The 16504-nt window shown below is 43.3% G+C and carries 5 protein-coding genes; all 5 read right to left on the minus strand.

Annotation, left to right across the window (positions count from 1 at the left end):
- Position 1: 1 nt before the first annotated feature.
- Complete coding sequence (locus DXD06_RS09535) at positions 2 to 3316, minus strand: YodL domain-containing protein (RefSeq protein WP_117831465.1); 3315 nt, start codon at positions 3314 to 3316, stop codon at positions 2 to 4.
- Positions 3317 to 3453: 137 nt separating this feature from the next.
- Positions 3454 to 11958: a DUF3849 domain-containing protein gene (locus DXD06_RS09540; protein WP_117831466.1), complete on the minus strand. Its 8505-nt coding sequence runs from the start codon at positions 11956 to 11958 to the stop codon at positions 3454 to 3456.
- A gap of 120 nt (positions 11959 to 12078) precedes the next feature.
- Positions 12079 to 13758: a hypothetical protein gene (locus tag DXD06_RS09545; protein WP_117831467.1), complete on the minus strand. Its 1680-nt coding sequence runs from the start codon at positions 13756 to 13758 to the stop codon at positions 12079 to 12081.
- Positions 13759 to 13851: 93 nt separating this feature from the next.
- A complete protein-coding gene (locus tag DXD06_RS09550; protein ID WP_117831468.1) occupies positions 13852 to 15972 on the minus strand; it encodes a DNA topoisomerase 3 in 2121 nt (706 codons plus the stop codon).
- 2 nt (positions 15973 to 15974) lie between these two features.
- On the minus strand, positions 15975 to 16499 hold the full coding sequence (locus DXD06_RS18130; RefSeq protein ID WP_330418182.1) for a CD1107 family mobile element protein: 525 nt from the start codon (positions 16497 to 16499) through the stop codon (positions 15975 to 15977).
- Positions 16500 to 16504 lie beyond the last annotated feature (5 nt).

Here is a 16504-nt window from a genome sequence, read left to right on the forward strand (position 1 = left end):
CCTATATTTCCTCCCTGTTCGTCTTTTTAGTTTTATCTTGCTCTTTGGAATCTTTATTTTTCCCCTGTGCTACTTCCTTCTGTTTTGCTGCAAGTCGTTCCTTTAAGGAAGAACGAGCCTGCGGCTTTTCCTGCTGTTCTTTTTTTTCTTCCTCACGATTGAATTTCTCCACGCCATTGTTGAGCCTGTCATCAATCATGTTGTAATTCTGTTCCTCAATCTCCTCGATTTTGGCAAGTGGCTTATATTCTGCCAGCTTTGCAAGCAATTCCTTTGCCTGTCTTTCGCTGTCTGCATCTATCCCCTCATCAATAGATGTCTGCAAAAAAATTTGTAATGGCTTTACGTTGCCACTTCTTATATCATTTGCAACCATCTGAACCTGTGCTTCCCTGTCCGGCACCGAATCTCTGTATTCAAAAGTATCAATATCATAAGATAACTGGTCAAGCTCTGCCGCAAGTGTCTGTATCTTCTGCTCTTTTGTCTCCATATCAATCAAATCTTTCTCCGGATATGCCGCAATCAGCATTTTAATTGCGTCCTGCACCTTTGGTGTATCACGAAGCTCCGGTGTATAATTCAGGAAATCCACATCAATTCTCTTGCCGCTTACAATGTCTGCCTGCTCATCTTCCCATTCTTCAGTCCCCTCAACGTGCATATTAACACCAATCGAAGGAATCCCATGCATCCGGGACGGATCAATGGCATTATAGAGTTTCATAGCTTCCTCTATCGTTTCAATGCCCTCATGGTATTCACCCATATTATGAAATTCCCCACACTCCGCAACGGTAAATGTGATATGGACTGTCTCCGACTCGATCACAGGCTCTTTTCCCAGTTCAGAATGCACTTTTTCTTCTGATGCAAGTGTGTTTTGTTCCTGCACCACTTCTCTCCCCTGCGTGACAAGCTGATTGTTGATCTGTTCCTGCTGTGCCTTCTCCTGCAGGTAGGTTTCCACCTCCGGAAGATATGTCTCTAGTGTTCCGGTTCTACCCTCTGTAATCGGGTTAATATCCACCTGAATACCTGCGATGTAAATGCTATCCTCATGAAGCATATTAAAAAAGTCATCTTCTCTGGTAGAGCCTGTGTATTCCACAACTACATCTAAGTCTGAATTTTCCTGCTCAATACCTCTGCATCGGCTTCCGGATACCACCACATCAACAATCTGTGCGTCCAGTCCATACTCGTCTATCTGCGACTGCACATACGCATATACCGTCTTTTCAATATCATCTGCGCTCTGTCCGTCCAGACTATGAAACAATTCCTCTGTCTTTGCACGGAAATCTGCAATTACATCCGGATGATTTTCCTTAAATTCTGCCTGCTTCACTTCCAAGTCTGCCTGTTCCACTTCCTCGGCTTTTTCAGAAAGCTCCTCAAAATCAACAATCTCAACCTCAGAACCCGCATATACTTCCCCCTGCAAATATTCGTCACGATAATACTGCTCAGTAACCGCTGAAAAGCGTGGTTCCTTCAGGTCTGCGATTACCATATCCATTGCTCTTTGAATCGTAATATCCGGATTATCATAAACACCGCCATCGAGTAAATGATACTGCTCATTCAGAATGGAGTAATCGTATCCCTCCTCACATTCATGCATAAGGATATAGCGGTCTGCAATATGTACCGCAAGCTCTGTCTGTATTTCATTCTCCTTGCCCTCTAATATCAGCATAAACCTCGGAAGTTCCGTAAATCCAAATGAATCAACAAAGTGTGCGCTGTTCTCGCCATCCTCATGCAGTACTACAATGTCGCTGACCGAAAGAGAGTGTGCCTTATACTCTGCCGGGTGGTCAATATTAAACTTTGTATAGATTGCTTCCAATGTTTCCGCTTGTGTCTGTCCCTGCAACTCTGCGAGTTCTCCCATATACACAAGCTTATAATTTTCCGGCAATACTGCATCAAAATTATCTTTGGTGATTCCCATACGTTTCAAACTTTCTGTTCCAGCAAAACGGAATTTATCCAGTTCCGGATTATCCTTCAACTGATAAATGCCATATTTGTCAGTATTTCCATACAAAAGCTGTGCTTCCCTGTTGGATTCACTCTCAGCAAGTTCTTCCTCCATTGCCTTATCATAGACCGCCTTTCTCTCCTTCATATCAATCAGCTCATCTGTATCTGTGTTATAACGCACATCCAGATGATACTCTCCGTACTCTCTGGAATCCTGATTGCCGATTTCCGTTGTCCATGCACCCCTGCTTTCCAAATATGCCTGTATGCTCAACTTGTCATCGTCTGTCATTTCTGACAATGCCTGTATCAGTTCCGGTCTGTCCATGCCATATACATCAAGCAGACTGAACTCTGAAAGGTCAGTATTCTGTATGAGGAGAATACTTTCCTTTGTCTGTTCCTGTGATACTTCCCTGTTCCTTTGTAATTCCTGTAATTGTTCCTCTATCCCGGTAATCAACTCCGAAGCTGTCCTCCGTATCGTATCCATGGAAGCTCTCAGTTCCTTGGTATCTCTGCCACTGCTCCATCCGGCAATATACCCAAAAGAATAATCAGAGGTATCTACACCAAAATGCTGACAAACGGTGTACGCCACACTCTCTGCTTCCACCTCTTTGGTATTGCGGTCTTTTCGCATTTGCTCATCCTGCTCCACTTCCTTGCTGTGCAGCTTAGAATGAGCCACCTCATGGATCATGGTCTTTAATGTCTGACTCTCGCTCATGTTTTCCTGTACCGCAATCCGCTTTGCTTCCCTGTCATAGTAGCCTTTGGAATCTCCGGCTATCTCCTCCAGTTCAATCGGTACTGGCGAAATAGCTTCTACCGCACGAATCATATCCTGATAGCCTTCCACATCTGAAAGAAGCTCCTTTGCTGTAAGTTCCGGTATCGGCTTTCCGTCCGTCTGAGATAGGTCAAAAACGGATACTGCCCGGAATGCCGGAATTGTTATCTCGACTTCCTCTTTCTGCGGATTTCCGTCTTTATCAAGTAAAAGTTCTTGTGTGACCGGATCAATCTTGTCCCTCTCCTCTTTGATTTTATAGGGTGCAGGTGCAAGGATACGGATTGCCTTTTCCCCTTTATTTACATGACGCTCAAAATTTTTCTGCCAAGCCTTGTATCCGGCCACTAACGTAGCGTCAGGCTTTTGCATCGCAATTAAGAGCGTGTTGTTAAAACTGTAATTATGAAATTTTGACATTGTACTAAGATAATTGCGGTAACTATCGCTGTTGAATAAGTCCTGCAATCCCTGCTCCAGTTTGTTCGTAAGCTCCTGCACACGCTGTTTTTCTGTATTGTTGTCTGCCATAAACGACCTCCATCTTGTACGATAAAAGGCAGCCACTACGGACTGCCCTTACATAAACTGCTATAACACTTTTTAATATTCCCAACCCAAATAATGCTGACAGATTGGGAATAAACTTAGGAATAAAATAGATTTTCCTATAAAATTTCTTCTTTTTTCTTTGTCTTATCCGCTGCATCCCTTCCTGCAGGTGTCCCAGACACTCTTGCCTTCATTGCTGCGAGCCTTTCTTGCAATGAAGTCCGTTCTGCTGGTCGGTCTGACAGCTTATCATCCGTAACCGTTTTTCCAAAATTACTCTGCTTTGCTGGCATATCAGCAACCTCATCCCCTTTTTTATCCACCGATTTCACATCTTCATGTGTTTTTTCCGGTTCCGTGGCTTCGTCATCCATGCCAATCGCATCATAGCCCTTTTCATCCATGTTAAGCAAGGCATTAAGTTCTGCAAGACGTTCCAGTTTCTCGGAAAGCTCCGCTTCCTGCGGAAACGGCTTGTCTACTTCTGCTTTTGCTGTTTCAAGCTGATGTTCCACATTGGAAAGTTTCGTCTGTGCTTCCTCAAGTTGTGCTGGCATTGCTTCCAGTGCATTGTTGATTCTTGTGATATTTCCGAGCGGATCAGTGCCGACTTCCATCGGATGGCTCATGGCTCCTTTGACATTCATTACAAATTTATTGTTTAAAGAATCAAAAGTTACATTCAGCTTAAATCCAAGATATTCACCTACATCCGCACTGGCATTGATGCCTTTAATCTCCTTACACATGGCTATGATTGCAGTTCCGGCTTCCTTTTTGTCGGTGTATGATTTTCCACCCACCTGCATAAAGAACTGCTCCTTATCCTCCGGCTTATTTTTCGCATATTTATCCATATCAGCGGTAAAGCCTTCGATACGCTCCTTGAAAATGGCGATCTGATGCGGATAATGTTGTGTGATGTTATCCTCCAGCCTGTACTTCTGACTGGTATGGTTTGCCTTCATCAGTTTCAGCTTCGATACCTGAATATCGAGATCCATTTTTTCTTTTATGTAAGGATTACCTGTGGCAAGTGCCTTGACCTCTGCATAGGAAAGTGCCGCTTCATCCACATCCTCGCAGCTTCGTACCGGAGATTTACTGGTCATAATCTGTCCGATGAATTTCTGCTTATTCTCGATGAGCTGCCACGAATAACTGTCAAACGTACCTTCCGTAACATAACGAAATATCTTGACCTTATCATTCTGGTTGCCCTGTCGTAAAATACGACCTTCCTGCTGTTCAATATCAGAAGGACGCCAAGGCACATCCAGATGATGCAGTGCAATCAATCTGTCCTGCACATTCGTACCGGCTCCCATTTTTGCTGTGGAACCTAATAAAAAACGAACCTGTCCACTTCTTACTTTTGCAAACAGCTCCGCTTTTCTAAGTTCTGTATTGGCATCATGGATAAATGCGATCTCCTGCTCCGGCACTCCCTTTTCCATAAGCTTATTTTTTATATCCTCATACACATTGAAAGTGCCATCGCCCTTCGGTGTAGAAAGGTCACAGAAAATCAACTGTGCCGATTTCTGCTCTTTGGTACTTTCCCATATCTCATAGGCTTTCTCCACACAGGTTGCCGCTTTGGAATTTTTCTCATCCGGAAGCATATCGTTGAGCAGCCTCTGGTCAAGTGCCAGCTTTCTTCCGTCATTCGTGATTTTTAGCATATTGTCCTCATAAGGCTGCACCTGTCTGTCCCGGACTGCTTCGGCACGTTCCGCAAGGGAAGCGACCATTTCTTTCTGAAACTCACTCGGCTTCAATACTACATTTTCGTATTCCGCTTCCGGTACAGGAAGTTTTAACATATCCGGTGTCTGAATGTCCGCACTCTCCTTAAAAAGTGCAATCAGCTCCGGCAGATTAAAGAATTTTGCAAATCTTGTCTTTGCACGGTATCCGGTTCCTTCCGGTGCAAGCTCTATGGCTGTCTGTGTTTCCCCGAAAGAAGCCGCCCATGCGTCAAAATGCCCCAGTCCCAGCTTCTGAAGCGTTCCATACTGAAGATAACGCATATTCGTATAAAGCTCCGTCATGCTGTTGGAAATCGGTGTTCCGGTTGCAAAGGTCACACCCTTGCCGCCTGTGATTTCATCAAGATACTGGCACTTGGCAAACATATCAGATGACTTCTGTGCTTCTGTCTGTGCGATACCTGCCACATTCCTCATTTTCGTGTAAAGGAACAGGTTCTTGTAATTGTGGCTCTCATCCACAAACAGTCTGTCCACACCCAACTGCTCAAAGGTTACGACATTATCTTTCCGGCTCTGATCATTTAATTTATCAAGACGCACCTGCAATGCTTTCCTTGATTTTTCCATCTGCTTAATGGTATAACGCTCCCCATTATCCTTTTTCGCCTGTTCAATGGCAAGCTCGATCTCATCAATCTGCCTTTCAATGGTTGCCGCCTGTCTTTCCTGTGATAACGGTATTTTTTCAAACTGGCTATGTCCGATGATAACGGCATCATAATCGCCTGTGGCAATACGGGAACAGAACTTTTTACGGTTGGCAGGTTCAAAATCCTTTTTCGTTGCTGCAAGGATATTTGCTCCTGGATATAACCGTAAGAAATCACTTGCCCACTGCTCGGTCAAATGGTTCGGCACTACAAATAATGACTTCTGGCATAGTCCCAGACGCTTGCTTTCCATTGCCGCCGCTGTCATTTCAAAGGTCTTTCCGGCACCGACGCAATGCGCAAGCAGGGTATTATCTCCATACAGCACATGGGCAACCGCATTTTTCTGATGCGGCTTTAATTCAATATCCGGTGTCATGCCTGGAAATTTCAGATGCGAACCGTCATATTCTCTTGGTCTGGTGGAATTGAAAAGCTCATTATATTTTGCCACAAGTGTCTGCCTGCGTTCCGGATCACGAAATACCCAGTCCTTAAATGCTTCCCTTATTGCTTCCTGCTTCTGGCTTGCAATCATTGTTTCCTTTTTATTGAGGACTCTCTTTTCCTTTCCATCCTCCTCAATGGTGTCATATACTCTCGTATCTTTGAGGTTCAGGGAATCTTCCAATATCTTATAGGCATTTACCCGGCTTGTACCGTATGTCATGTTGACAAGCGTATTGCCATAGTCCGCATTTTTGCCCTTTACATTCCACTCTCCGGTTACACCCGAAAACTGCACACCTATCGTATCCCTGCGGAATAAATGTTCCGGTGTCTGGAAGATGTCACGCATAAAATCATTGATATACTTTGGATCAATCCATGTGGCACCGATACGCACCTCAATCTCCGATGCGTCCAGCTCCCTCGGCTGTACCTGCGTAAGAGCCTGTACATTTTGGGCATATTCCGGGTGATTTTCCGCATAAGTTATTGCTATGGCAAGTTTCTCACGCACATTGCCGCTTAGATACTGGTCTGCTGTCTCCCAGGCATCGGTAAGCGGGTTCTGAAAAATGACACCACGAAGCTCCTCAGTAAGTGTATCCTTATCTTTTCCGGTAAGCTCTCCCATAAAATCAAGGTCAATTTTAGCTTTCTCTGCTAAAGATACTGCCAGCGCTTCACTTGCAGTATCCACGCTTGTGACAACCTCTGCCCTTTTAATGGTACGCTTCGTGAACATATCCGCCTTGCCTTTGAAATTGCCCTCATCATCAAGTTTTTCCAAAGAACACAACAGGCAATAACTGCTGTCCTGATTAAAGGCTCTCTTATTCGTCTGTGAATTGATCAGACCATATTTCTTAGAGAAATTACCATACAGGCTATTAAGTTCTGCCTGCTTTTCCTTAATTGTTACATCGGAGTATTCCTCAAGCTGCATATCAATCAGTTCCTGCGTACAGTTACGGATTGCCACCATGCCCTTGATACGCTCTTTTGCGGTGTCCGATACTTCCACAGGCTTCATCACAGAGTTTTCACGGTAATATACCTCGTTATCGACTACGGTATAGCTGAAATTCTTAACGGACGGATCAGCCGGAATACTCTGCCTGCTCATGTCATCCGCAAGCTCCTCATCCAGATCAATCGTATCAATCTGTCCTGTAATATTTTCAAGTGCTTTTGCTAACTGCTCCGCAAAAGGTCTGCTGTCATCTGCCCTGCAGGTGCTTTCCATGCCATAAGGACCGGATACCATTTCCATCTTTCCTACGATCTGCTCCGGGTGTTCTGCAAAGTAAGCGTTCATTGCAATGCCATCTGCATCCTCTCCCAGATGTACCCAGTCCGACTCACGCTCCACCATGCGGTCACGCTTCTGGAAAAATAAAATATCCGAAGTTACCTCGGTTCCTGCATTTGCCTTAAATGCGGTGTTCGGAAGTCGGACTGCACCTAGCAGGTCTGCTCTTTGTGCAAGGTATCTTCTGATCTCCGGACTTGCCTTGTCCATGGTTCCCTTGCTTGTGATAAAAGCAACCACCCCACCGGGACGCACTTTATCCAACGTCTTTGCAAAGAAATAATCATGGATCAGGAAATTATTTTTATCATACTGCTTATCTGCCACCTTATACTGACCAAAAGGCACATTTCCGATTGCCACATCAAAGAAATCATTGGGATATTCAGTCTTTTCAAAACCTTTGATCTGCACATCTGCCTGCGGATAAAGCTGTTTTGCAATGCGTCCGGTGATACTGTCAAGCTCTACTCCGTAAAGCCTGCTTTCTTTCATGGAATCCGGCATCATACCGAAAAAGTTGCCGATACCCATGGAAGGCTCCAGTACATTTCCTCTGGAAAATCCCATTTTCTCCAATGTTTCGTACATCTGGCGGATAATGACCGGACTTGTATAATGGGCATTCAAGGTACTCTCCCTTGCCATGCGGTACTCCTCCGTCGATAGCAGTTCCTTTAACTGGTGATATTCTGCTGACCAGTTTGATTTGCTCTCGTCAAACGCATCGGCAAGACCGCCCCAGCCGACATACTGGGATAAAATCTGCTGTTCTTCCGGTGTAGCATATCTGTTTTCGCCCTCAATATGCTCCAACAGCTTGATTGCTGCAATATTTGTCTGGAATTTTTCTTTTGGAGAGCCTTCACCCAATCGGTCATCGCTGATATGGAAATTGACAGCGTTACTTTTATCTGGTGCTGATACCGACCTTTCTTGTGCTGATTGCCTTTCTGATGCAGGCTGTTTTTCCTCTGACGAAGGTGTAAGCGGCTCCCAATCTCCGGTAAGCACCTGCGACAACATTTCCTCTGTCTGTCGGTCTGCTTCTCCATTCTCCAGACGCTCACGGGCAGACTGCGTATCTATGCTGTCCAGTTCATCGGCTTCCTGCTCAGCCTGTTCCCTTTCACCAGAAAACTCCGCCTCTGCTTCCCTGCCACTTTCTGCAAGTTCATTGCCCCAGTCCATTGCTTCCTGCAAAGTCGAAAATGTCTCCAATGCCGGACGGGTAGTGTCTGCCGTATCATAAATCGCATATCCATCCGCTTCCTTATCAATCCAAAGGAATACTCCCTCTGATAAGGTGGCACTCCATTGTGTCGGATTGCCATATTCATCATCTGCATCATGTACCACATGCCACGCTAATTCCTGCACTTCATCCAGCTCTGCAATACCATCCGTCCCCTCAAAGCGTGAAAACACTTCTGCTTCGTGCCTGTCAATATCTTCCTCTGCAATGGCATTGGTATAATCGTCCTCTACTTCGCCACGCTCCGGCTTATGGTCATATTCAAAGGTTTTCCCATTGACCTGCGCATAATAAAAACTGCTGTCCTCTATGTTATTTCCAAGCAGGTATTTCTCTTTTTCACTGCCCCACTCATCAACCAGAACACACTCATATCCATCAATCGTGATTCTTTGCTGTGCTTCCTTTTCTTTTTCCCGAGGCACATTGATATATCTTCTCGCCTGATTGGTAAATCCGTCCAGCACTGCCGGATGTGAGCTTAGAATCAGATCGTTGTTCTCCCACTCATTTTCCGCAACAATGCCCTTTGCCCAGTCCTTGTTGTTCTGTGAAAAACGACCATCATAATCAAAATGCGTAACCGTATTTGCAAGAACAAATTCCACACAGCCAATGCCATATTTATCTACGATCTCATCTGCGGTATTCCTCGGAAGCACAAAGCCATTGAATTTCTCAGCAATCAGAGCTTCGATGTCCTTCTTACATTCAAGCCGTTGTCCATGCTCCAGACGGGAAAGCTCACGTTGTCTCGCTTTCTCTGCCTGTTCCTCTTTGTATGCCTTATAATTCTCTTTCCCCTGTGGAGATAAATATTTATCCTCTTTGATCAGCTCACGCAGCCTTTTCTCCACAACATTCCAGTTCAGAAGCACTTTTGCATACGGATTGCCATAACTGCCCTTCTCCAGACGGATACCTTTTCCGTCATGTTCATTATGGGAATCATCATTGCCCGGCAGTCCACCGGAACCGCCACCGATGCCATATTCATTTTTCAGAAAAGCAACTGTTTCTTTCTGGTCATGTCCTTCTATGAAATACTCATAAATGCGGAAAGCTCCATGCTCATAGCCGCTTCCTCTGCCGAGTGCATAGTCGATTTCATCCTGTGTGATAAAATCTTCCTGTGCTACCTCTACCGCATCCGGCAATGGAAATTCCAGTCTCTCCCTGTCAAGGTCTGCTATCTCCGATAACAGATATTCCGGTGATTTCACATGCCGCCATTTTAATTCTGCTTCTCCAGAAGCAAGGCGGTTTGCCGCATCTTCCAAAATATTTTTAAGCTGTTCCCTGCCCTCATGTGTGGAAAGCAGCTCCATGATTTTTGCTTCACTTTCCGGATAATTTCCTGCCTTTAAGCCAAGCTCCTCCGGCATTTCATCCATGCCATCCCGCAGAAAGAAATAGATCTGGTTGGCAACACGGTTCCGCTCCTGTGTATCCACAAGAAATGCTTCACTGGCACTCATATAAGTACCATTTTCGATCATGGAACGGATATGGCTCTCCACATCTTCCCAATCCATCGTGACAATCGGCGTTTCCCTTGCCTGTGTTCCATAGCCGACACTCATACCATGCTCATCGAACCACACTGATACGGGATTTCCATTGATTTCAAAACCTTTTCCGGTCTGTCCGTACTCATTTTTCAGAAAATCCACCATCTGCTCGGCATTTCTGCCCTCTGTGTACTTTGCAAAGATACGCTTTCTGCTGTGCTGTTTTCCTCCGCCACTGCGAAGAATGGTTTCAAGCTCATTCTGTGGTAAAGAAAAAGCAGCGGGCATGGTATATTTCATACTTGCTTCCGCTGCTGCGACTGTTCCGACCTGCTCCTCAAAAGAAGGAAACAGGCTGAGTTGTGTAAAGGTGGGTTCCGGTGCTTCTCCCCGGAGAAGATCATCTGTGTCTGTTACAGACTGTAAACCAGTTCTCCCAGAACCACTTCCTCTGCTCGGTTTCGAATGCTGTTCATCTTCGCTACCCAGAGCATCTGATCGGCTTCCTTGAGTTGTTCGGTCACTCCCTCGGTTGCCGCCATCTGGCTCGTCAGCTTCTCCATTCTCTCCTCTGCCTGCTTCTGGATCGTCAGCAGGTGTTCTTTCAATGTTCCTTTCAGAAGAAACGCTGAGTACACGCCCCTGTGGTTCTCCTTCAGATAAGTCTCCCTCATCATTCCGTACTTCGTTACCGTTCCCTCCGGCTGACTGTCCGCCTGTAATGTCGGGATCAGATAATCCCCATTCCTCTCGTATGTCAGATTCATTGCTATTGCCCCTTTCTACGCTGTTTTGATTGTTGTCAATATATTCCTCATGTCCGCTCTCGCTTTCACGCTTTAACGCATTGTAGTCTATTTCAGAAGTATTTGCAAGTCCTTTCTGCGTTAAATTTTCTGTTTGTTCCTGTTCGTGGCTTCTGTTATATGCCCTTATGGTTCTTCCAATCTCTAAAAGTACCGGTTTTGCAAGCTCATTGGCTGCATCTCCAAGTACTGCAAGGGTGTCCATGGAATTAAATTCATGGATAAAATCGAAAGAAAACTCCGAACCATACTCCTCCATATCTGCGCCACAGGCAGATAAAAGTGTAAAAGAAATACTCTCCGATAAAGTATCTCTTAAACGGATACCGACATTTTGCTCATCCAGTCCGTCAAGGAAACTGCCCTCGATCATGTACTGCAGATCCGGCAGCAATTCCTCATAATAATCTGCCGCAATCCTCTCAGCTATCTCCATAAGTCTTTCTTCAAACAGCTTCTTGTCATCTGTGGCACCATAGGTCTGCTCTAGACGCTTGATGACATCTTCCTTATGTTCCTCATGTAATTCCCAGAGTTCCGGATACCGTCCGATTCTCCTTGCCGCATGGACATCAGAAACATCAAAAACATATTTCAGGCGCTTTCCATGTGCATCATCCTCATCCAAAAGTGCAATACCCTTTGCACCTTTGTTTACCCAGCAATGCATCCGCTCATTCCACAGCTCTATGGAAGCACACGCTGTTGCATCCGGTCTTTGTGCATAGATTAAAAGCTGTTCCCGGAACGGATACTTATATAATCTCGCCGCTGTAGTAAGGTATTTCATCCATTCCTCACGATTTTTGACAACCTCGGCTGCTGTCTCCTTTGCCAGAGCCGATATAAAATCATATTTTCTCACGCAGTTCTCCTTCCTTTTTCAGATAACAGAAAAAGCAGCCTATGCAGACTGCTTTTTCTATATATCGTGTTATTATTGATTTACTCTGTATTCACTTTTTCATCTTTGCTTATGTCAACCTTACATGTCATTTGCATTTTTTATTATAGAATTTAAATTTAATTCCTTGTATCTCACTCTTTTCAAAGCGATTCCTGCATCTATCTCTTTTACTACCTGACCATAAATATACTCATTTGCCTTTTTTTCAAATATGGGATCAAATACTTTCTTTGGTAATTCCCATTTCATATTTGCATACTCCATAATAACGTTCTTTGTTACCAGTGGAATATTGGCATACTTTTTTTCACTTTTTTGGCAAAAATCATATATTGCTTTTACACTCTCCGCATTCTCAATAGCTTCTTTAACCGTCAAAAGACTAACTATCGGATACTCATCAGAAACGCAAACATCTGTTCCTGTATATAAATATGAAACTATCAATCCATTAATTCTATTAATCTTACAGTTTGATTTTAGCAAATACATTACTTCTTCACTGTTTTCTTTTATTGCATAAAGTTGATCTTTCATTTTTTTCTGTGCTTTTCTCAACTCACTATCCAAATTACGCTTTTCAGAATATGACTCTGGAAGATAAAAATGCTTAAATTCTATATACAAAGCATTTCCAATGGAATCAGAAATAAGTAAATCAAGTTCTCTCTTATTTTTTGTACCAGGAATTTTTAATTCAAAATTTGCTATTCTTTTTACCTTCTTTAATCGTCTATCCATCCATGACTCAACTTCTGGAATACAACGTTCTTTAATTTTATCTTTAATTTTTAAAAATCGTTTATTGTCATGTCGCCTCAAATAGTTTAAAAACTGAGTATCAACAGAATTATTAAAAAGTAATAAAAATGGATTGCCGAACATACATCCGTCTTTTGTCCTAACTATTGGTGCATCAGCCAAACTTGCTTTTGGATAATTTCCATTTCCTAATGGTTTATAAATACAGTCCTCAAGCGCTTGTTCATAAAATCCATCATTATCAGTCGGAATCATCGTTCGTATTTGCGTTGCTCCTATCTTTGAAAAACAAATCAATAGTTCTGTCCATCTTAATGAACGCACTTTAAAATCTGCATCATATAATAGAATATATCGCTTAGCAGCTGTAAGCATTAAATAATCTCTTAAACCACCACCCTCTATAGCAGAATAAGGTTCATAATCAACATTCCATACATTCTCATTCCAATAGCTATCAAACAACTCAAGAATTATTCTCTGACGTTGTATTATATCTGCTTTGGCAGTTCTACCACATCCATATTGTAAAATGTAATGAAGAGGTTTTCGTAACAAATAATATTCATATTGTTGCATACTTTCTCTATATAATTCTTCTTCATTCACAATAATTTTACCATCGCCTTTTAAAAAGAAGGCTTTATTATTATGTGCTTTAGGAAAAATGTCACACAATTCAGCATATTTATATGCTTCCATTAATAAGCTATATGCATATCCATATAGTAAATTATCCACTTCATAAATAAAAATGTCTTCTTCTTGTAAATACTTATATGCCAAATGTGTTAAATAATTTAGAGCAAACACTAAATGTCTTTCTGTAGATTCTGATGAACTAAAAAAACTGCCTGTTTCAATCACAGCATCAACATATGCACAATTACAGTGAAAAATAAAAGAATATCTTGGAATTTCTTTGTTTAACAATTGAGGAATCCAAGCATCTACCAATTTTTCCAGTTCATTATAATCTATTTGTTCTTTTCTCATTCAATAACCTCTCCATGTTTGTAGAATTTCGTCTAACTTAAATTCCAATTATCAGACGGTACATTATCTCTTACAACTATACCACTACTACTTTTATTTTCCCATACTTACTTTCTTCTGCGGAAATTCCATCTTAAATTTATACTGAAATCCCTTGATTTCCTTACCGTCTTTCGTGTAGGAAAATTTCTCGATGCTCTCCGGAATCAAATAAGCATCATAGCTGCCTTTCTTGCCTTTTAATCCTTTTACAAGTATCTTTTTCCCTTGAAGCAGGCTCTTGACCTGTGAATCGGAAAGTGTTACCCCAAGTGCCTTGCCGACATTCATACCGCACTTTCCGGTACAGTACGCTCCAAACTTCCCTTTTACTACATCAGCACCACATTTTGGGCATTTGCCAAGCACTTCCTGCGTTCTCTTTCCTGCACCAAACATGGCTTTCTGCTCATCGCTAACGCTATGATAGGTCTTTACAAGATCACTTACCATAGTTTCAATCCCAGACATAAACTGTTCTGCAGCAACGTCTCCTTTAGATACCAGAGTAAGCTCATTCTCCCAGTCAGCAGTCAGTTTCGGAGATTTTACTACATCCGGAAGTATCGTTATCAGCTTCATTCCGTCCTCTGTCGGAATCATCTGCTTTTTCTCACGTTTTACGAATCCGTCTTTTACCAGTTTTTCTATTATATCCGCTCTGGTGGCGGGTGTACCAAGTCCTTTTCTCTCCACATCGTCACTCATGTCCTCATTTCCGGCTCGCTCCATTGCCGACAAAAGGGAATCTTCAGTATAATGCTTCGGTGGCTGTGTGAAATGCTCGGAAACCTTTGTCTGCTCCACTGCAATCATCATGCCCTCATGAAGCTCCGGCAGCTTCTTTTCTTCCTCTGCATCCAATTTATCCTCTGCGGTTTTATAGGAATTTTTGAAGAAATCCTCAAATTCCTTCCATCCATTTTTCCACACTTCCTTGCCAGATACCTTAAATACAGTATTGTTGCAGGTAATCACTGCCTTTGTGGAATTATAAATGTGCTTCTCCCCGGTCGCACACAGCAGACGGTTTGCACAAAGGGAAAGTATCTTCATTTCGCTCTCCGGGATTGCCTTTAAGTCCTGCTTGATGATCTCCATGGTAGGAATGATTGCGTGGTGGTCCGTCACTTTCTTGCTGTTCAAAATTCTTTTAATATCTGGATTGAACATGATATTCTGCTCAAATAACAGAGAATTGAAAATCGCTTCGATCACATTTTTTGCAGTACCTCCCATGTCATCGGAAAGATACTGGCTGTCTGTTCTTGGATAAGTCACTAACTTTTTCTCATAAAGGCTCTGCGTATATTCCAATGTCTGCTTGGCAGTAAAACCAAACAGACGGTTTGCATCCCTCTGGAGTGTTGTAAGGTCATAGAGCTTCGGCGGTGCTACCCACTTTTCTTCCTTTACCACGGAAGTGACAAGAGCCTGTCCGTTTTCACAGGCTCCTGCAATCCTCTCTGCTTCCGTTTTATCACTGATATGCTCTGATACCGCATCCAGACCATTTCCCATGATGTGAGCCATATAATAGGCTTCTTTCTTGAAATTCATGATTTTACTTTCACGATCCACCAGCATGGCAAGTGTCGGTGTCTGCACTCTGCCAACCTTCAATGCCTTACCGCCATATAATACCGTAAAAAGTCTTGTTCCATTGATACCCACAAGCCAGTCTGCTTCCTGCCTGCATAATGCTGAATGATACAAGTTATCATAGTCGCTGCCTGGGCGAAGATTATGGAAGCCGTCACGGATAGCACTCTCCTCCATAGAAGAAATCCATAACCGCTTCATCGGTTTTCTGCATCCTGCCATGTTGTAGGTCAGGCGGAAAATCAATTCTCCCTCCCTTCCAGCATCGGTTGCACACACAACAGCATCTACCCTGTCATCATGCATGAGCTTTTTCAAAATCTGATACTGTGCTTTTGTATCACTTTTCACTTCATGCTGCCATTCCTGCGGAATGATTGGAAGGCTCTCATAGCTCCATTTCTTCCATGCTTCCTCATAGCTTTCCGGCTGTGCCAGTTCTACCAGATGTCCCACACACCATGATACCAGATACTCATTGCCTTCCAAATATCCGTCCTTACGCTGTGTGGCACCAAGAACTGCCGCAATGCTCTGTGCCACACTCGGCTTCTCTGCAATTACAAGCTCCATATCTATTCCTCCCCATTTTCTTCATCATTCTCGTTGTTGTTATCTTCATTGCCATTCTCGTCTGTGTCTACTGATTCTGTATCATCACCACCATTTATGAATGCTTCGTCGGAATCCTGCTCGGTTTCTTCCTCATCAGCATAATCGTAGTCCTCGTCAAGCTCGTCCTCTTCTTCATCCTCATCAATGAAGTTTTCCTTTTTCTTCTTGGATTTCACAACATATACCACTCCGATCACAGCTACCGCAGCAATGCCCATTAAAATATATGTAAAGCCGGAACCATCTGCTTTTGCTGTATCCTCTTTCTGCTCACTTGTATCTTCCGTGCTATCTTCGGTGCTGTCCTCAACACTTTCTGCTCCCTGTGTTTTCTCTCCTGTGGTATCAGCATTATTGTTGGATAATGCGCTGTCTTTGGTAGGAATTGCAGATTCCAAAGCCGCTGAATTTTTCGGAAGTGTCTCGCTGTTATCCGTTGTGGTATTTAACAGGTCATTTTCGCAGACTTCGGTAAGGAAATACACCTTTT

The organism is Roseburia sp. TF10-5, assembly GCF_003462365.1.
Classification (GTDB): Bacteria; Bacillota; Clostridia; order Lachnospirales; family Lachnospiraceae; genus Roseburia; species Roseburia faecis.